Here is a 16,571-nt window from a genome sequence, read left to right as displayed (position 1 = left end):
CCCACGCCGCCGTGGAGAGGCACGCCTCGGGAGACCTCAGGTTCCAGCTGCGCAGATGGCCAGGCGCGCCGCGTCAGCTCCAGTAGACGATCACCTTGTCGCCGACCCGCACCTGGTCGAAGAGCCACTTGATGCCCTCGTAGTCGCGCACGTTGACGCATCCGTGGGAGGCGCCGTTGTAGCCCCGGGCCGCGAAGTCCGACGAGTAGTGCACTGCCTGTCCGCCGGAGAAGAACATCGCAAACGGCATCTCCGAGTCGTAGAGCGACGACACGTGATCACGTGACATCCGATCCACCGAGAAGGTGCCTTCGCGCGTCGGGGTGGAGGTGGAGCCGAAACGCACCTCGAGAGTGGTGGTCACCTTCCCGTCCACGACCCAACGCACGGTCCGGCTGGTCTTGTCGATGCACAGTGCGCGGCCGGTGGTGCAGCGGGAGTCGAGAGCCGCATCCGTCGTGGCCGACGGGGAGCGATGTTGTGCTTCGCCTCGTGGGTCGGCGCGTTGGTCATCGCATGCAGCCGGTTGAGGGTGCGCTGGTCGACCTCGCCGGTCACTGGGATCTCCCGCTTGGCCTGGAAGCCGCGCACGGCGGTCTCCGTCGCCTCGTCATAGACCCCGGTGACGGTGCCCGAGAGCCAGGCGATCTGCTTCAGCCGCGCCTGCAGGTCGCGGATCCCCTCGCCCTTGTCGCCGCTCGAGTGGAGGGCGGGACCGGGGTGAGTTCCGGCTTCTCCGGCTTCTCCGGTGCCGTCGGCTCATCGGCTCGACCGTCGCCCGGTTCCCCGCTCGGGGTGCCCTCCGCGTCGGAGTCGTCGGTGCCATCGGGTGACCCGGTCTCCCCGGGGTCCTCCGAAGCCTCACTCGCCGGGTCGTCCTCCGGTGCCGCGGTCGGCTCCGGCGTGCGCGAGGCGGTGGTGTGCGACGGAGTCCTGTCTGATTCGCCGTGGTCGAGATGCTGCACGGCATAGCCCGCACCGTAGGCGGTGGCGCTGAGCAACGCACCGACCAACATCGTCATGAGCACGATCCGCAAAGCGCGCATGGTTCCCCTCCTGCTGTCCTTGCCCGAGAAGCCCTCCACGAGGGCCAGACACCATGTAGACGCTCCACCGGCAGATTGGGTTGCATCCGGGTTTTCGCAAACCTGACCGGCCGCCCGCCGGCTCGCGCGTGCGTCGTAGGGTTGACCGCGTGACCCGAGCCGACCTCGACAAGGATCCCCGCGACGTACGTCGGATGTTCGACGCCGTGGCACGGCGCTACGACATCACCAACGACGTGCTCTCGCTCGGTCAGGACCGGCGCTGGCGCAAGGACGTGATCGAGGCGGTCGCCCCGAAGCCCGGCGAGCGGATCCTCGACCTCGCTGCCGGCACGGGTACGTCGAGCCAGCCGTTTGCCGACGCCGGTGCGGTCGTCGTCCCCTGCGACTTCTCCCTCGGCATGCTGCAGGTGGGCAAGAAGGCCAAGCCGGCACTGCCCTTCACGGCTGGTGACGGAACCAAGCTTCCGTTCGCCGACGCCACCTTCGACGCCGTCACGATCTCCTTCGGTCTGCGCAACATCGTCGACACCCTCGCCGGACTGCGCGAACTGCGCCGGGTCACCAAGCCGGGCGGCCGGATCGTGGTGTGCGAGTTCAGCCATCCGACCAACCGCGCCTTCCGTACCGTCTACATCGAGTACCTCATGAAAGCGCTGCCGGCAGTCGCCCGCGCCGTCTCCTCGAGTCCGGACGCCTATGTCTATCTGGCCGAGTCGATCCGTGCCTGGCCCGACCAGCAAGGGCTGGCCCGCCAGATCCACACGGCCGGCTGGGCCAACTGCGAGATCCGCAACCTCACCGGCGGCATCGTCGCCCTGCACCGCGCCTGGGCCTGATCGCGCCCGAGTGCCGGACGTGATCGGCGAGGTGCTTGCCTCGCGGTCGTCCGCGCACCTTCGCGCGCCCTCGGGTGCGATCCGGGCGCTCTCGTCATCCATCGGGGCGCTCTCGTCGCCCATCGGGGGCTCTCGACGTCCCGCGACATTTTCGGCACATCGGTGTGTGCTAAATCCGCAGGTCAGCGCGGGAATTGTCGACACGACACGTCGATGGAACCCCCTTCATTTCTGTGATCCACAACTCATACACTGTGAGGAGCGCCACTCGTGAATACATTCACAAGCCCACAATCGGAAGGACGGACCGCCTCCATGACGACCTCCGCGCAGAGTCCCCGGGAGGACTTCGACGCGCAGGTGATCGTGGTCGGAGCGGGTCCCGCCGGAGCGGCCACTGCGCACCACCTCGCCACGGCCGGTGTCGACGTGCTGCTGTTGGAGAAGGGCACCTTCCCCCGCGACAAGATCTGTGGTGACGGGCTCACTCCCCGTGCGGTGCGCCAACTGCTCGCCATGGGCTTCGACCTCGATCAGCCCGGATGGCAGAAGAACAAGGGTCTGCGCATCGTCGGGGCCGGTCACCGGATCGAGCTTCCCTGGCCGGAGCTCTCCGACTTCCCGTCGTTCGGCATGGCCCGGGCGCGCATGGAGCTCGACGAGATGCTCGCGCGGCACGCACAGAAGTCCGGCGCTCGCCTGCAGGAGCAGATCTCGGTCACCGGCCCGGTGATCGACGACCGCTCCGGCCGGGTGGTCGGCGTGACCGCCCGTCGCACCGACGAGCGCGGACGCAAGGTCGGTGACGAGCTCACCTACCGGGCGCCGCTGGTGGTCGCCTGTGACGGCGTCAGTGCCCGCATCGCGACCGCACTCGGCCTCACCCGGCGCGAGGACCGGCCGATGGCCGTCGCCTGCCGCGCCTACTACAACACCCCGATGCACGACGACCCGTGGATGGAGTCGTGGCTGGAGCTGTGGGACGGCAAGCCGGGGAGAGCAACAAGCTTCCCGGCTACGGCTGGATCTTCCCCTTGGGCGACGGCACCGCCAACGTCGGGCTGGGCATCCTCAACTCGAGCTCCTTCTTCCAGCAGATGGACTACAAGGAGTCGATGAAGACGTGGCTCGGCCAGCTCGATCCCCAGCTCGGCTTCCACGACGGCAACCTGACGGCCCCGATCCGGTCGGCCGCGCTGCCGATGGGCTTCAACCGCAAGCCTCACTACACCCGCGGGACCCTGCTGGTCGGTGACTCGGGCGGCATGGTCAACCCGTTCAACGGTGAGGGCATCGACTATGCCCTCGAAGCCGGCCACATGGCTGCCGACGTGATCGTCCAGGCCCTGGCGCGGCCCGAAGGCCCCGCCCGCGAGCGGGTGCTGCACAGCTACCAGGCCCAGCTCGACGACGCTTACGGCGGTTACTTCACCCTGGGTCGGTGGTTCGCCAAGCTCGTCGGCAACCCGACCTTCATGAAGCTCGCGACGACCTACGGGCTGCCTCGCAAGCACCTCATGGCGTTCACGCTCAAGCTGATGGCCAATCTCACCGACGCCCGCGACGGTGACGCGCACGACCGGATCATCAACGCGCTGGCGAAGGCGGTTCCGGATGCCTGACGCAGAGGAGAAGGAGATCTAGATGGAGCTCTACACCCCCGTCCTGGCGCTGGCCCTGCTGGCGGCCGGGTTCGCCGTGTTCTCGGTCGTGATGAGCACGGCGGTCGGACCTCGCCGCTACAACCGGGCGCAGTCGGACGCCTACGAGTGCGGCATCGAGCCGACACCGCGGGCAATCGGGGGTGGGCGCTTCCCGGTGAAGTACTACACGATCGCGATGACGTTCATCATCTTCGACGTCGAGATCATGTTCCTGGTGCCGTGGGCCGTGCACTTCGACGCCCTCGGCTGGTTCGGCCTGTTGGCCGTCTTCCTCTTCCTCTTCAACATCACGCTCGCCTACGCCTACGAATGGCGTCGCGGCGGCCTGGACTGGGACTGAGCGCCGCCATGCACGCACATCGTCAGCACGCTCAGATGGGAGACGCAGATGGGTCTTGAGGAGAAGTTGCCCTCCGGGGTGCTGTTGACCACGGTCGAGGGGGTCGCCGGCTACATGCGCAAGGCGTCCTTCTGGCCGGCCACCTTCGGTCTGGCCTGTTGCGCCATCGAGATGATGACGTCGGGTGGTCCCAAGTACGACCTCTCCCGGTTCGGCATGGAGGTCTTCCGGGCCAGCCCGCGCCAGGCCGACCTGATGATCGTCGCGGGTCGGGTCAGCCAGAAGATGGCGCCGGTCCTGCGCCAGATCTACGACCAGATGGCCGAGCCGAAGTGGGTGCTCGCCATGGGGGTGTGCGCCAGCTCCGGGGGCATGTTCAACAACTACGCGATCGTGCAGGGCGTCGACCACGTGGTGCCGGTCGACATGTATCTGCCCGGCTGTCCGCCGCGTCCGGAGATGCTGATCGACGCGATCTTGAAGCTCCACGACGAGGTGCAGCACACCAAGCTCGGGAAGAACCGCCGCGACCAGATCCTCGAGCTCGAGAGTGCCGGCCTCAACGCGTTGCCGACCTCTGAGCAGAAGGGCATGTTGCGGTGAGTGAGAAGGAGAAGCCCGGCGGCGAGCAGCAGGACCGGGCGACGGGTGAACCCACCGACAGGGGAACCGAGGAGAGTCAGAACACGGCTGTCGTCCGCGCCGGTGGCCCTGCCGGGGCTCGCGCGATCGGACAACGCACCGGCATGTTCGGCGTGCAGGGCTCCGGAGACACCAGCGGGTACGGCGGCCTCGTGCGGCCGACGGTCTACCCCGGTGCCGCGCAACGTCCCTACGGCGGTTGGTTCGACTCCGTCGCCGACGGCCTCGACGGTCTGATCGAGAAGGTGGTCATCCACCGCGGAGAGATCACCTTCCACATCCACCGCGACAACCTCGTCGAGGCGATGACCCGGTTGCGCGACGACGAGCACCTGCGCTTCGAGTTCTCCTCCGGAGTGAGCGGGGTCCATTATCCCGACGACACCGATCGCGAACTGCACGCGGTCTACAGCCTGCTGTCGATGACGTGGAACCGGCGGATCCGGGTGGAGACCAGCTGCCCCGACTCCGACCCGCACCTGCCCAGCACGGTGGGGCTCTATCCGACCCACGACTGGCACGAGCGCGAGGTCTGGGACTTCTTCGGCGTGATCTTCGACGGCCACCCGGCCCTGGTCCGGATCCAGATGCCCGACGACTGGCCCGGTCACCCGCAGCGCAAGGACTACCCGCTGGGTGGCATCCCCGTGGAATACAAGGGCGCCACCGTGCCGCCGCCCGACCAGCGCAGGAGTTACAGCTGATGGATGTCTCGACAGGCTCGACCACCGGGGGCGGCTCGACCACCGGGGGCGGCTCGACCACCGGGGGCGGCTCGACCACCGACCCGTACGCCGGTACTGCAGAGACGACGTCGGGTCGGGTCTACACGGTCACCGGCCAGGACTGGGACACCCTCGTCCAAGGCGTCGAGGAGCATGCCGACGAGCGGGTCGTGGTCAACATGGGGCCGCAGCACCCCTCGACCCACGGCGTACTCCGACTGATCCTCGAGCTCGAGGGGGAGACGGTCAACGAGGCCCGGTGCGGCATCGGCTACCTCCACACCGGCATCGAGAAGAACATGGAGTTCCGCACCTGGACGCAGGGCGTCACGTTCTGCACCCGGATGGACTACCTCTCGCCGTTCTTCAACGAGGCCACCTACGTGCTCGGCGTGGAGCGACTCCTCGACATCGAGGACGACATCCCCGAGAAGGCACAGGTCATGCGGGTGCTCCTCATGGAGCTCAACCGCATCTCCAGCCACCTCGTCGCCATCGCCACCGGCGGCATGGAGATCGGTGCCCTCACCGTGATGACGGTCGGCTTCCGGGAGCGCGAGCTGGTGCTCGACCTCTTCGAGTTGATCACCGGGCTGCGCATGAACCATGCGTTCTTCCGCCCCGGTGGTGTCGCGCAGGACCTCCCGGCTGGATCCCTCGACGAGGTCCGTGACTTCGTGAAGCTGATGAAGAAGCGGCTTCCGGAGTACGCCGCCCTCTGCAACGCCAACCCGATCTTCAAGGCGCGTCTCGAGGGCGTCGGGCACCTCGACCTCGCCGGCTGCCTGTCGCTCGGCATCACCGGCCCGGTGCTCCGCTCGACCGGCTATGGCTGGGACCTCCGCAAGACGGAGCCCTACTGCGGCTACGAGGACTACGAGTTCGACGTGCAGACGTGGGACACCTCCGACTCCTACGGCCGTTTCCGGATCCGGCTCAACGAGATGTGGGAGTCGTTGCGCATCGTCGAGCAGGCGGTCGACCGTCTGGCGGGCCTCGAGGGAGCGCCCGTGATGGTGGCCGACAAGAAGATCGCCTGGCCCAGCCAGCTGTCGATCGGCCACGACGGCCTGGGCAACAGCCCCGATCACATCAAGCACATCATGGGCGAGTCGATGGAAGCCCTGATCCACCACTTCAAGCTGGTGACCGAAGGATTCCGGGTGCCGCCCGGCCAGGCCTTCGTGCCGGTGGAGTCACCCCGTGGCGAGCTCGGTGCCCACGTCGTCTCCGACGGCGGCACCAAGCCCTTCCGGGTGCACTTCCGCGACCCTTCCTTCACCAACCTGCAGGCCACGAGTGTGATGAGCGAGGGCGGCATGGTGGCGGACGTGATCGTGGCGATCGCCTCCATCGACCCGGTGATGGGAGGCGTTGACCGGTGAGTCTCGAAGCGAAGACGATCGACGAGCTCAAGCAGATCGCGGCCCGCTATCCGCAGCCGCGCTCGGGCCTGCTGCCGATGCTTCACCTCGTGCAGAGTGAGGAGGGCCGGATCACGCCCGAGGGCATCGAGACCTGCGCGGAGATCCTCGACCTCAGCCCCGCCGAGGTCTCGGGCGTCGCGACCTTCTACACGATGTACAAGCGCCGGCCGGTGGGCGACTTCCACGTCGGGGTCTGCACCAACACGCTGTGCGCCGTGATGGGCGGCGACGCCATCTTCGAGCGGCTCAAGCAGCACCTCGACGTCGGCAACGACGAGGTCGCCCAGACCCGTGAGGGTGACCGGGCAACGGTCTCCCTCGAGCACGTCGAGTGCAACGCGGCCTGCGACTTCGCGCCGGTCGTGATGGTCAACTGGGAGTTCATGGACAACCAGACCCCGGAGTCGGCCACGGAGCTGGTCGACGACCTGAGGGCCGGCGTACCCGTGGAGTCCACGCGCGGCCCGAGGTTGTGCACCTGGCGTGAGGCCGAGCGGGTGCTGGCCGGCTTCGAGGACGGCCTCGCCGACGAGGGCCCGGCTGCCGGACCGGCGTCGCTGGCCGGACTCGAGATCGCGCGCGAGAAGCAGTGGACGGCTCCGAGCACCGGTGTGGGAGAGGGTGAGTGAGATGGTCTCGACAGGCTCGACCAACGGGGCAGGCTCGACCAACGGGGCAGGCTCGACCAACGGGGCAGGCTCGACCAACGGGGCAGGCTCGACCAACGGGGCAGGCTCGACCAACGGGGCAGGCTCGACCGGCAGCGTGTTGACTCCGGTCCTCACCGACAACTGGGACGTCGAGCGCTCCTGGACGCTGCCGGCATACGAGGGCACCGGTGGTTACGCAGCGCTGCGCAAGGCACTCGCCTCGCTGCAGCCCGACGAGATCATCACGATGGTGAAGGACGCCGGACTCCGCGGTCGTGGCGGCGCCGGGTTCCCGACGGGGATGAAGTGGAGCTTCATCCCCCAGGACCTGCCCAAGCCCAAGTACCTGGTGGTCAACGCCGACGAGTCGGAGCCGGGGACCTGCAAGGACATCCCGTTGATGATGGCCAGTCCGCACACGCTCGTCGAAGGCGTCATCCTCAGCTCCTACGCGATCCGCGCCAACCACGCCTTCATCTATGTGCGCGGCGAGGTCCTCCACGTGGTCCGTCGGTTGCGGGCGGCGGTGCGGGAGGCCTACGACGCGGGTCACCTCGGCAAGGACATCCATGGCTCCGGCTACGACCTCGACCTGGTGATCCATGCCGGTGCCGGTGCCTACATCTGCGGTGAGGAGACCGCGCTGCTCGACTCTCTCGAGGGCCGTCGCGGCCAACCACGCCTGCGTCCGCCCTTCCCCGCAGTCGCCGGCCTCTATGCGAGCCCGACGGTGATCAACAACGTCGAGTCGATCGCCTCCGTGCCCAGCATCGTCGCCCACGGCGCAGACTGGTTCGCCTCGATGGGCACCGAGAAGTCCAAGGGCTACGTGATCTACAGCCTTTCGGGGCACGTGAAGAAGCCCGGATGAAGCGGCGCACGAAAAACGACGTAACTTGGTTTGTTCCCTGAAGTCACGGAGGCGATCGACTCGACGTTGTTGATCACCGTCGGGCTCGCATAGAGGCCAGCGACTGCGAAGGGAAGGGCGGACGCAGGCGTGGTTGGCCGCGACGGCCCTCGAGAGAGTCGAGCAGCGCGGTCTCCTCACCGCAGATGTAGGCACCGGCACCGGCATGGATCACCAGGTCGAGGTCGTAGCCGGAGCCATGGATGTCCTTGCCGAGGTGACCCGCGTCGTAGGCCTCCCGCACCGCCGCCCGCAACCGACGGACCACGTGGAGGACCTCGCCGCGCACATAGATGAAGGCGTGGTTGGCGCGGATCGCGTAGGAGCTGAGGATGACGCCTTCGACGAGCGTGTGCGGACTGGCCATCATCAACGGGATGTCCTTGCAGGTCCCCGGCTCCGACTCGTCGGCGTTGACCACCAGGTACTTGGGCTTGGGCAGGTCCTGGGGGATGAAGCTCCACTTCATCCCCGTCGGGAACCCGGCGCCGCCACGACCGCGGAGTCCGGCGTCCTTCACCATCGTGATGATCTCGTCGGGCTGCAGCGAGGCGAGTGCCTTGCGCAGCGCTGCGTAACCACCGGTGCCCTCGTATGCCGGCAGCGTCCAGGAGCGCTCGACGTCCCAGTTGTCGGTGAGGACCGGAGTCAACACGCTGCCGGTCGAGCCTGCCCCGTTGGTCGAGCCTGCCCCGTTGGTCGAGCCTGCCCCGTTGGTCGAGCCTGCCCCGTTGGTCGAGCCTGCCCCGTTGGTCGAGCCTGCCCCGTTGGTCGAGCCTGTCGAGACCATCTCACTCACCCTCTCCCACACCGGTGCTCGGAGCCGTCCACTGCTTCTCGCGCGCGATCTCGAGTCCGGCCAGCGACGCCGGTCCGGCAGCCGGGCCCTCGTCGGCGAGGCCGTCCTCGAAGCCGGCCAGCACCCGCTCGGCCTCACGCCAGGTGCACAACCTCGGGCCGCGCGTGGACTCCACGGGTACGCCGGCCCTCAGGTCGTCGACCAGCTCCGTGGCCGACTCCGGGGTCTGGTTGTCCATGAACTCCCAGTTGACCATCACGACCGGCGCGAAGTCGCAGGCCGCGTTGCACTCGACGTGCTCGAGGGAGACCGTTGCCCGGTCACCCTCACGGGTCTGGGCGACCTCGTCGTTGCCGACGTCGAGGTGCTGCTTGAGCCGCTCGAAGATGGCGTCGCCGCCCATCACGGCGCACAGCGTGTTGGTGCAGACCCCGACGTGGAAGTCGCCCACCGGCCGGCGCTTGTACATCGTGTAGAAGGTCGCGACGCCCGAGACCTCGGCGGGGCTGAGGTCGAGGATCTCCGCGCAGGTCTCGATGCCCTCGGGCGTGATCCGGCCCTCCTCACTCTGCACGAGGTGAAGCATCGGCAGCAGGCCCGAGCGCGGCTGCGGATAGCGGGCCGCGATCTGCTTGAGCTCGTCGATCGTCTTCGCTTCGAGACTCACCGGTCAACGCCTCCCATCACCGGGTCGATGGAGGCGATCGCCACGATCACGTCCGCCACCATGCCGCCCTCGCTCATCACACTCGTGGCCTGCAGGTTGGTGAAGGAAGGGTCGCGGAAGTGCACCCGGAAGGGCTTGGTGCCGCCGTCGGAGACGACGTGGGCACCGAGCTCGCCACGGGGTGACTCCACCGGCACGAAGGCCTGGCCGGGCGGCACCCGGAATCCTTCGGTCACCAGCTTGAAGTGGTGGATCAGGGCTTCCATCGACTCGCCCATGATGTGCTTGATGTGATCGGGGCTGTTGCCCAGGCCGTCGTGGCCGATCGACAGCTGGCTGGGCCAGGCGATCTTCTTGTCGGCCACCATCACGGGCGCTCCCTCGAGGCCCGCCAGACGGTCGACCGCCTGCTCGACGATGCGCAACGACTCCCACATCTCGTTGAGCCGGATCCGGAAACGGCCGTAGGAGTCGGAGGTGTCCCACGTCTGCACGTCGAACTCGTAGTCCTCGTAGCCGCAGTAGGGCTCCGTCTTGCGGAGGTCCCAGCCATAGCCGGTCGAGCGGAGCACCGGGCCGGTGATGCCGAGCGACAGGCAGCCGGCGAGGTCGAGGTGCCCGACGCCCTCGAGACGCGCCTTGAAGATCGGGTTGGCGTTGCAGAGGGCGGCGTACTCCGGAAGCCGCTTCTTCATCAGCTTCACGAAGTCACGGACCTCGTCGAGGGATCCAGCCGGGAGGTCCTGCGCGACACCACCGGGGCGGAAGAACGCATGGTTCATGCGCAGCCCGGTGATCAACTCGAAGAGGTCGAGCACCAGCTCGCGCTCCCGGAAGCCGACCGTCATCACGGTGAGGGCACCGATCTCCATGCCGCCGGTGGCGATGGCGACGAGGTGGCTGGAGATGCGGTTGAGCTCCATGAGGAGCACCCGCATGACCTGTGCCTTCTCGGGGATGTCGTCCTCGATGTCGAGGAGTCGCTCCACGCCGAGCACGTAGGTGGCCTCGTTGAAGAACGGCGAGAGGTAGTCCATCCGGGTGCAGAACGTGACGCCCTGCGTCCAGGTGCGGAACTCCATGTTCTTCTCGATGCCGGTGTGGAGGTAGCCGATGCCGCACCGGGCCTCGTTGACCGTCTCCCCCTCGAGCTCGAGGATCAGTCGGAGTACGCCGTGGGTCGAGGGGTGCTGCGGCCCCATGTTGACCACGACCCGCTCGTCGGCATGCTCCTCGACGCCTTGGACGAGGGTGTCCCAGTCCTGGCCGGTGACCGTGTAGACCCGACCCGACGTCGTCTCTGCAGTACCGGCGTACGGGTCGGTGGTCGAGCCGCCCCCGGTGGTCGAGCCGCCCCCGGTGGTCGAGCCGCCCCCGGTGGTCGAGCCTGTCGAGACATCCATCAGCTGTAACTCCTGCGCTGGTCGGGCGGCGGCACGGTGGCGCCCTTGTATTCCACGGGGATGCCACCCAGCGGGTAGTCCTTGCGCTGCGGGTGACCGGGCCAGTCGTCGGGCATCTGGATCCGGACCAGGGCCGGGTGGCCGTCGAAGATCACGCCGAAGAAGTCCCAGACCTCGCGCTCGTGCCAGTCGTGGGTCGGATAGAGCCCCACCGTGCTGGGCAGGTGCGGGTCGGAGTCGGGGCAGCTGGTCTCCACCCGGATCCGCCGGTTCCACGTCATCGACAGCAGGCTGTAGACCGCGTGCAGTTCGCGATCGGTGTCGTCGGGATAATGGACCCCGCTCACTCCGGAGGAGAACTCGAAGCGCAGGTGCTCGTCGTCGCGCAACCGGGTCATCGCCTCGACGAGGTTGTCGCGGTGGATGTGGAAGGTGATCTCTCCGCGGTGGATGACCACCTTCTCGATCAGACCGTCGAGGCCGTCGGCGACGGAGTCGAACCAACCGCCGTAGGGACGTTGCGCGGCACCGGGGTAGACCGTCGGCCGCACGAGGCCGCCGTACCCGCTGGTGTCTCCGGAGCCCTGCACGCCGAACATGCCGGTGCGTTGTCCGATCGCGCGAGCCCCGGCAGGGCCACCGGCGCGGACGACAGCCGTGTTCTGACTCTCCTCGGTTCCCCTGTCGGTGGGTTCACCCGTCGCCCGGTCCTGCTGCTCGCCGCCGGGCTTCTCCTTCTCACTCACCGCAACATGCCCTTCTGCTCAGAGGTCGGCAACGCGTTGAGGCCGGCACTCTCGAGCTCGAGGATCTGGTCGCGGCGGTTCTTCCCGAGCTTGGTGTGCTGCACCTCGTCGTGGAGCTTCAAGATCGCGTCGATCAGCATCTCCGGACGCGGCGGACAGCCGGGCAGATACATGTCGACCGGCACCACGTGGTCGACGCCCTGCACGATCGCGTAGTTGTTGAACATGCCCCCGGAGCTGGCGCACACCCCCATGGCGAGCACCCACTTCGGCTCGGCCATCTGGTCGTAGATCTGGCGCAGGACCGGCGCCATCTTCTGGCTGACCCGACCCGCGACGATCATCAGGTCGGCCTGGCGCGGGCTGGCCCGGAAGACCTCCATGCCGAACCGGGAGAGGTCGTACTTGGGACCACCCGACGTCATCATCTCGATGGCGCAACAGGCCAGACCGAAGGTGGCCGGCCAGAAGGACGCCTTGCGCATGTAGCCGGCGACCCCCTCGACCGTGGTCAACAGCACCCCGGAGGGCAACTTCTCCTCAAGACCCATCTGCGTCTCCCATCTGAGCGTGCTGACGATGTGCGTGCATGGCGGCGCTCAGTCCCAGTCCAGGCCGCCGCGACGCCATTCGTAGGCGTAGGCGAGCGTGATGTTGAAGAGGAAGAGGAAGACGGCCAACAGGCCGAACCAGCCGAGGGCGTCGAAGTGCACGGCCCACGGCACCAGGAACATGATCTCGACGTCGAAGATGATGAACGTCATCGCGATCGTGTAGTACTTCACCGGGAAGCGCCCACCCCCGATTGCCCGCGGTGTCGGCTCGATGCCGCACTCGTAGGCGTCCGACTGCGCCCGGTTGTAGCGGCGAGGTCCGACCGCCGTGCTCATCACGACCGAGAACACGGCGAACCCGGCCGCCAGCAGGGCCAGCGCCAGGACGGGGGTGTAGAGCTCCATCTAGATCTCCTTCTCCTCTGCGTCAGGCATCCGGAACCGCCTTCGCCAGCGCGTTGATGATCCGGTCGTGCGCGTCACCGTCGCGGGCGTCGGTGAGATTGGCCATCAGCTTGAGCGTGAACGCCATGAGGTGCTTGCGAGGCAGCCCGTAGGTCGTCGCGAGCTTCATGAAGGTCGGGTTGCCGACGAGCTTGGCGAACCACCGACCCAGGGTGAAGTAACCGCCGTAAGCGTCGTCGAGCTGGGCCTGGTAGCTGTGCAGCACCCGCTCGCGGGCGGGGCCTTCGGGCCGCGCCAGGGCCTGGACGATCACGTCGGCAGCCATGTGGCCGGCTTCGAGGGCATAGTCGATGCCCTCACCGTTGAACGGGTTGACCATGCCGCCCGAGTCACCGACCAGCAGGGTCCCGCGGGTGTAGTGAGGCTTGCGGTTGAAGCCCATCGGCAGCGCGGCCGACCGGATCGGGGCCGTCAGGTTGCCGTCGTGGAAGCCGAGCTGGGGATCGAGCTGGCCGAGCCACGTCTTCATCGACTCCTTGTAGTCCATCTGCTGGAAGAAGGAGCTCGAGTTGAGGATGCCCAGCCCGACGTTGGCGGTGCCGTCGCCCAAGGGGAAGATCCAGCCGTAGCCGGGAAGCTTGTTGCTCTCCCCGGCTTGCCGTCCCACAGCTCCAGCCACGACTCCATCCACGGGTCGTCGTGCATCGGGGTGTTGTAGTAGGCGCGGCAGGCGACGGCCATCGGCCGGTCCTCGCGCCGGGTGAGGCCGAGTGCGGTCGCGATGCGGGCACTGACGCCGTCACAGGCGACCACCAGCGGCGCCCGGTAGGTGAGCTCGTCACCGACCTTGCGTCCGCGCTCGTCGGTGCGACGGGCGGTCACGCCGACCACCCGGCCGGAGCGGTCGTCGATCACCGGGCCGGTGACCGAGATCTGCTCCTGCAGGCGAGCGCCGGACTTCTGTGCGTGCCGCGCGAGCATCTCGTCGAGCTCCATGCGCGCCCGGGCCATGCCGAACGACGGGAAGTCGGAGAGCTCCGGCCAGGGAAGCTCGATCCGGTGACCGGCCCCGACGATGCGCAGACCCTTGTTCTTCTGCCATCCGGGCTGATCGAGGTCGAAGCCCATGGCGAGCAGTTGGCGCACCGCACGGGGAGTGAGCCCGTCACCACAGATCTTGTCGCGGGGGAAGGTGCCCTTCTCCAACAGCAGCACGTCGACACCGGCCGTGGCGAGGTGGTGCGCAGTGGCCGCTCCGGCGGGACCCGCTCCGACCACGATCACCTGCGCGTCGAAGTCCTCCCGGGGACTCTGCGCGGAGGTCGTCATGGAGGCGGTCCGTCCTTCCGATTGTGGGCTTGTGAATGTATTCACGAGTGGCGCTCCTCACAGTGTATGAGTTGTGGATCACAGAAATGAAGGGGGTTCCATCGACGTGTCGTGTCGACAATTCCCGCGCTGACCTGCGGATTTAGCACACACCGATGTGCCGAAAATGTCGCGGGACGTCGAGAGCCCCCGATGGGCGACGAGAGCGCCCCGATGGATGACGAGAGCGCCCGGATCGCACCCGAGGGCGCGCGAAGGTGCGCGGACGACCGCGAGGCAAGCACCTCGCCGATCACGTCCGGCACTCGGGCGCGATCAGGCCCAGGCGCGGTGCAGGGCGACGATGCCGCCGGTGAGGTTGCGGATCTCGCAGTTGGCCCAGCCGGCCGTGTGGATCTGGCGGGCCAGCCCTTGCTGGTCGGGCCAGGCACGGATCGACTCGGCCAGATAGACATAGGCGTCCGGACTCGAGGAGACGGCGCGGGCGACTGCCGGCAGCGCTTTCATGAGGTACTCGATGTAGACGGTACGGAAGGCGCGGTTGGTCGGATGGCTGAACTCGCACACCACGATCCGGCCGCCCGGCTTGGTGACCCGGCGCAGTTCGCGCAGTCCGGCGAGGGTGTCGACGATGTTGCGCAGACCGAAGGAGATCGTGACGGCGTCGAAGGTGGCGTCGGCGAACGGAAGCTTGGTTCCGTCACCAGCCGTGAAGGGCAGTGCCGGCTTGGCCTTCTTGCCCACCTGCAGCATGCCGAGGGAGAAGTCGCAGGGGACGACGACCGCACCGGCGTCGGCAAACGGCTGGCTCGACGTACCCGTGCCGGCAGCGAGGTCGAGGATCCGCTCGCCGGGCTTCGGGGCGACCGCCTCGATCACGTCCTTGCGCCAGCGCCGGTCCTGACCGAGCGAGAGCACGTCGTTGGTGATGTCGTAGCGCCGTGCCACGGCGTCGAACATCCGACGTACGTCGCGGGGATCCTTGTCGAGGTCGGCTCGGGTCACGCGGTCAACCCTACGACGCACGCGCGAGCCGGCGGGCGGCCGGTCAGGTTTGCGAAAACCCGGATGCAACCCAATCTGCCGGTGGAGCGTCTACATGGTGTCTGGCCCTCGTGGAGGGCTTCTCGGGCAAGGACAGCAGGAGGGGAACCATGCGCGCTTTGCGGATCGTGCTCATGACGATGTTGGTCGGTGCGTTGCTCAGCGCCACCGCCTACGGTGCGGGCTATGCCGTGCAGCATCTCGACCACGGCGAATCAGACAGGACTCCGTCGCACACCACCGCCTCGCGCACGCCGGAGCCGACCGCGGCACCGGAGGACGACCCGGCGAGTGAGGCTTCGGAGGACCCCGGGGAGACCGGGTCACCCGATGGCACCGACGACTCCGACGCGGAGGGCACCCCGAGCGGGGAACCGGGCGACGGTCGAGCCGATGAGCCGACGGCACCGGAGAAGCCGGAGAAGCCGGAACTCACCCCGGTCCCGCCCTCCACTCGAGCGGCGACAAGGGCGAGGGGATCCGCGACCTGCAGGCGCGGCTGAAGCAGATCGCCTGGCTCTCGGGCACCGTCACCGGGGTCTATGACGAGGCGACGGAGACCGCCGTGCGCGGCTTCCAGGCCAAGCGGGAGATCCCAGTGACCGGCGAGGTCGACCAGCGCACCCTCAACCGGCTGCATGCGATGACCAACGCGCCGACCCACGAGGCGAAGCACAACATCGCTCCCCGTCGGCCACGACGGATGCGGCTCTCGACTCCCGCTGCACCACCGGCCGCGCACTGTGCATCGACAAGACCAGCCGGACCGTGCGTTGGGTCGTGGACGGGAAGGTGACCACCACTCTCGAGGTGCGTTTCGGCTCCACCTCCACCCCGACGCGCGAAGGCACCTTCTCGGTGGATCGGATGTCACGTGATCACGTGTCGTCGCTCTACGACTCGGAGATGCCGTTTGCGATGTTCTTCTCCGGCGGACAGGCAGTGCACTACTCGTCGGACTTCGCGGCCCGGGGCTACAACGGCGCCTCCCACGGATGCGTCAACGTGCGCGACTACGAGGGCATCAAGTGGCTCTTCGACCAGGTGCGGGTCGGCGACAAGGTGATCGTCTACTGGAGCTGACGCGGCGCGCCTGGCCATCTGCGCAGCTGGAACCTGAGGTCTCCCGAGGCGTGCCTCTCCACGGCGGCGTGGGAGTCGCGCTCGGCCGCGACCCGACGTACGCCCTCTGGACCTACGCCCGGACCACCCGGGCGTAGGCTGGGCCCTCATGAGCACCAGTGCGCCGCCGGCCGGACGCGACGAGGCGCCGGCCGCGGACCTCACGATCCGCACGGTGCCGATCGACCTGGCTGACCTCCCGGCCAACGGCGACCTGCTCGCGTTGCTCCCCACCGACGAGTCCGTCTCCTGGGTCCGC

The 16,571-nt window shown here is 67.8% G+C and carries 20 protein-coding genes and 3 pseudogenes; 12 read left to right on the top strand and 11 right to left on the bottom strand.

Features of this window, described 5'->3' with window-relative positions:
- Window positions 1-73: 73 nt before the first annotated feature.
- Genes L1066_RS16945 through L1066_RS16935 form a run of 3 tightly spaced genes read right to left on the bottom strand, consistent with a single transcriptional unit; the run spans window position 74 to window position 1,046 of the window.
- Complete coding sequence (locus tag L1066_RS16945) at window positions 74-364, bottom strand: L,D-transpeptidase (RefSeq protein WP_235737419.1); 291 nt, start codon at window positions 362-364, stop codon at window positions 74-76.
- The gene (locus tag L1066_RS16940) at window positions 361-648 is read right to left on the bottom strand and encodes a peptidoglycan-binding domain-containing protein (protein ID WP_235737471.1); all 288 of its coding nucleotides are present in this window, start codon (window positions 646-648) and stop codon (window positions 361-363) included. The genes L1066_RS16945 and L1066_RS16940 overlap by 4 nt, the downstream gene beginning before the upstream one ends.
- 5 nt (window positions 649-653) lie before the next feature.
- The gene (locus L1066_RS16935) at window positions 654-1,046 is read right to left on the bottom strand and encodes a hypothetical protein (protein WP_235737420.1); all 393 of its coding nucleotides are present in this window, start codon (window positions 1,044-1,046) and stop codon (window positions 654-656) included.
- Between the two features lie 149 nt (window positions 1,047-1,195).
- Here L1066_RS16935 and L1066_RS16930 point away from each other — a divergent pair, with 149 nt between their 5' ends.
- The 9 genes and pseudogenes from L1066_RS16930 to L1066_RS16895 form a co-directional block, all read left to right on the top strand.
- The gene (locus L1066_RS16930) at window positions 1,196-1,885 is read left to right on the top strand and encodes a demethylmenaquinone methyltransferase (RefSeq protein ID WP_235737421.1); all 690 of its coding nucleotides are present in this window, start codon (window positions 1,196-1,198) and stop codon (window positions 1,883-1,885) included.
- A 315-nt stretch (window positions 1,886-2,200) separates the two neighbouring features.
- Window positions 2,201-3,004: an FAD-dependent oxidoreductase gene (locus tag L1066_RS29315; protein ID WP_512699725.1), complete on the top strand. Its 804-nt coding sequence runs from the start codon at window positions 2,201-2,203 to the stop codon at window positions 3,002-3,004.
- Complete coding sequence (locus tag L1066_RS29310; protein WP_512699724.1) at window positions 2,920-3,507, top strand: hypothetical protein; 588 nt, start codon at window positions 2,920-2,922, stop codon at window positions 3,505-3,507. Before L1066_RS29315 ends, L1066_RS29310 begins: the two co-directional genes overlap by 85 nt.
- Before the next feature lie 22 nt (window positions 3,508-3,529).
- Window positions 3,530-3,889 carry an NADH-quinone oxidoreductase subunit A gene (locus L1066_RS16920; RefSeq protein WP_235737422.1) on the top strand — a complete coding sequence of 120 codons (360 nt, stop codon included), beginning with the start codon at window positions 3,530-3,532 and terminating at the stop codon, window positions 3,887-3,889.
- Window positions 3,890-3,937: 48 nt separating this feature from the next.
- Entirely contained in the window at window positions 3,938-4,492 is a 555-nt protein-coding gene (locus tag L1066_RS16915; RefSeq protein WP_235737423.1) for a NuoB/complex I 20 kDa subunit family protein, read from the top strand.
- Window positions 4,489-5,235 (top strand): NADH-quinone oxidoreductase subunit C, encoded by a 747-nt coding sequence (locus L1066_RS16910; protein WP_312008035.1) that lies wholly within the window; start codon window positions 4,489-4,491, stop codon window positions 5,233-5,235. Before L1066_RS16915 ends, L1066_RS16910 begins: the two co-directional genes overlap by 4 nt.
- Entirely contained in the window at window positions 5,235-6,641 is a 1,407-nt protein-coding gene (locus tag L1066_RS16905) for an NADH-quinone oxidoreductase subunit D (protein WP_235737424.1), read from the top strand. The genes L1066_RS16910 and L1066_RS16905 overlap by 1 nt, the downstream gene beginning before the upstream one ends.
- Window positions 6,638-7,312 (top strand): NADH-quinone oxidoreductase subunit NuoE, encoded by a 675-nt coding sequence (gene nuoE / locus L1066_RS16900; RefSeq protein WP_235737425.1) that lies wholly within the window; start codon window positions 6,638-6,640, stop codon window positions 7,310-7,312. The genes L1066_RS16905 and nuoE (L1066_RS16900) overlap by 4 nt, the downstream gene beginning before the upstream one ends.
- 136 nt (window positions 7,313-7,448) lie before the next feature.
- Window positions 7,449-8,201: pseudogene (locus L1066_RS16895) on the top strand (NADH-quinone oxidoreductase subunit F); the annotation flags it as partial.
- Between the two features lie 41 nt (window positions 8,202-8,242).
- On the opposite strand, the pseudogene L1066_RS16890 reads toward L1066_RS16895, so the two are convergent.
- The 8 genes and pseudogenes from L1066_RS16890 to L1066_RS16855 all read right to left on the bottom strand — a co-directional run.
- A pseudogene (locus L1066_RS16890) lies at window positions 8,243-8,898 on the bottom strand (NADH-quinone oxidoreductase subunit F); the annotation flags it as partial.
- A gap of 136 nt (window positions 8,899-9,034) precedes the next feature.
- Entirely contained in the window at window positions 9,035-9,709 is a 675-nt protein-coding gene (gene nuoE, locus L1066_RS16885) for an NADH-quinone oxidoreductase subunit NuoE (RefSeq protein WP_235737425.1), read from the bottom strand.
- Window positions 9,706-11,112, bottom strand: coding sequence for an NADH-quinone oxidoreductase subunit D (locus tag L1066_RS16880; protein ID WP_235737424.1), 1,407 nt, complete (start codon window positions 11,110-11,112; stop codon window positions 9,706-9,708). Before L1066_RS16880 ends, nuoE (L1066_RS16885) begins: the two co-directional genes overlap by 4 nt.
- On the bottom strand, window positions 11,112-11,858 hold the full coding sequence (locus L1066_RS16875) for an NADH-quinone oxidoreductase subunit C (RefSeq protein WP_312008035.1): 747 nt from the start codon (window positions 11,856-11,858) through the stop codon (window positions 11,112-11,114). The genes L1066_RS16880 and L1066_RS16875 overlap by 1 nt, the downstream gene beginning before the upstream one ends.
- A complete protein-coding gene (locus L1066_RS16870; RefSeq protein WP_235737423.1) occupies window positions 11,855-12,409 on the bottom strand; it encodes a NuoB/complex I 20 kDa subunit family protein in 555 nt (184 codons plus the stop codon). The genes L1066_RS16875 and L1066_RS16870 overlap by 4 nt, the downstream gene beginning before the upstream one ends.
- Before the next feature lie 48 nt (window positions 12,410-12,457).
- Window positions 12,458-12,817 carry an NADH-quinone oxidoreductase subunit A gene (locus tag L1066_RS16865; RefSeq protein WP_235737422.1) on the bottom strand — a complete coding sequence of 120 codons (360 nt, stop codon included), beginning with the start codon at window positions 12,815-12,817 and terminating at the stop codon, window positions 12,458-12,460.
- 22 nt (window positions 12,818-12,839) lie between these two features.
- Window positions 12,840-14,146: pseudogene (locus tag L1066_RS16860) on the bottom strand (geranylgeranyl reductase family protein).
- Between the two features lie 315 nt (window positions 14,147-14,461).
- A complete protein-coding gene (locus tag L1066_RS16855; protein WP_235737421.1) occupies window positions 14,462-15,151 on the bottom strand; it encodes a demethylmenaquinone methyltransferase in 690 nt (229 codons plus the stop codon).
- A gap of 149 nt (window positions 15,152-15,300) precedes the next feature.
- On the opposite strand from L1066_RS16855, the gene L1066_RS16850 reads away from it, so the two are divergent.
- The 3 genes from L1066_RS16850 to L1066_RS16840 are packed head-to-tail and all read left to right on the top strand — an operon-like array spanning window position 15,301 to window position 16,273.
- Window positions 15,301-15,693 carry a hypothetical protein gene (locus tag L1066_RS16850; protein WP_235737420.1) on the top strand — a complete coding sequence of 131 codons (393 nt, stop codon included), beginning with the start codon at window positions 15,301-15,303 and terminating at the stop codon, window positions 15,691-15,693.
- Window positions 15,669-15,986, top strand: a complete 318-nt coding sequence (locus L1066_RS16845) for a peptidoglycan-binding domain-containing protein (protein ID WP_312008116.1) — start codon at window positions 15,669-15,671, stop codon at window positions 15,984-15,986. Before L1066_RS16850 ends, L1066_RS16845 begins: the two co-directional genes overlap by 25 nt.
- Window positions 15,983-16,273, top strand: a complete 291-nt coding sequence (locus L1066_RS16840; RefSeq protein ID WP_235737419.1) for a L,D-transpeptidase — start codon at window positions 15,983-15,985, stop codon at window positions 16,271-16,273. Before L1066_RS16845 ends, L1066_RS16840 begins: the two co-directional genes overlap by 4 nt.
- The last annotated feature ends 298 nt before the right edge of the window (window positions 16,274-16,571 follow it).

The organism is Nocardioides alcanivorans, from assembly GCF_021555175.1.
GTDB classification, from domain to species: domain Bacteria; phylum Actinomycetota; class Actinomycetes; order Propionibacteriales; family Nocardioidaceae; genus Nocardioides; species Nocardioides alcanivorans.
The sequence above is the reverse complement of the archived record's forward strand: the minus strand, read 5'-3'. Positions and strand labels throughout refer to the sequence as shown.

Bases quoted from the DNA above. Each gene is read 5' to 3' on its own strand.
- L1066_RS16935 (WP_235737420.1), bottom strand. From the start codon at position 1,046: ATGCGCGCTTTGCGGATCGTGCTCATGACGATGTTGGTCGGTGCGTTG.
- L1066_RS29315 (WP_512699725.1), top strand. From the start codon at position 2,201: ATGACGACCTCCGCGCAGAGTCCCCGGGAGGACTTCGACGCGCAGGTG.
- L1066_RS16920 (WP_235737422.1), top strand. From the start codon at position 3,530: ATGGAGCTCTACACCCCCGTCCTGGCGCTGGCCCTGCTGGCGGCCGGG.
- L1066_RS16915 (WP_235737423.1), top strand. From the start codon at position 3,938: ATGGGTCTTGAGGAGAAGTTGCCCTCCGGGGTGCTGTTGACCACGGTC.
- L1066_RS16905 (WP_235737424.1), top strand. From the start codon at position 5,235: ATGGATGTCTCGACAGGCTCGACCACCGGGGGCGGCTCGACCACCGGG.
- L1066_RS16880 (WP_235737424.1), bottom strand. From the start codon at position 11,112: ATGGATGTCTCGACAGGCTCGACCACCGGGGGCGGCTCGACCACCGGG.
- L1066_RS16870 (WP_235737423.1), bottom strand. From the start codon at position 12,409: ATGGGTCTTGAGGAGAAGTTGCCCTCCGGGGTGCTGTTGACCACGGTC.
- L1066_RS16865 (WP_235737422.1), bottom strand. From the start codon at position 12,817: ATGGAGCTCTACACCCCCGTCCTGGCGCTGGCCCTGCTGGCGGCCGGG.
- L1066_RS16850 (WP_235737420.1), top strand. From the start codon at position 15,301: ATGCGCGCTTTGCGGATCGTGCTCATGACGATGTTGGTCGGTGCGTTG.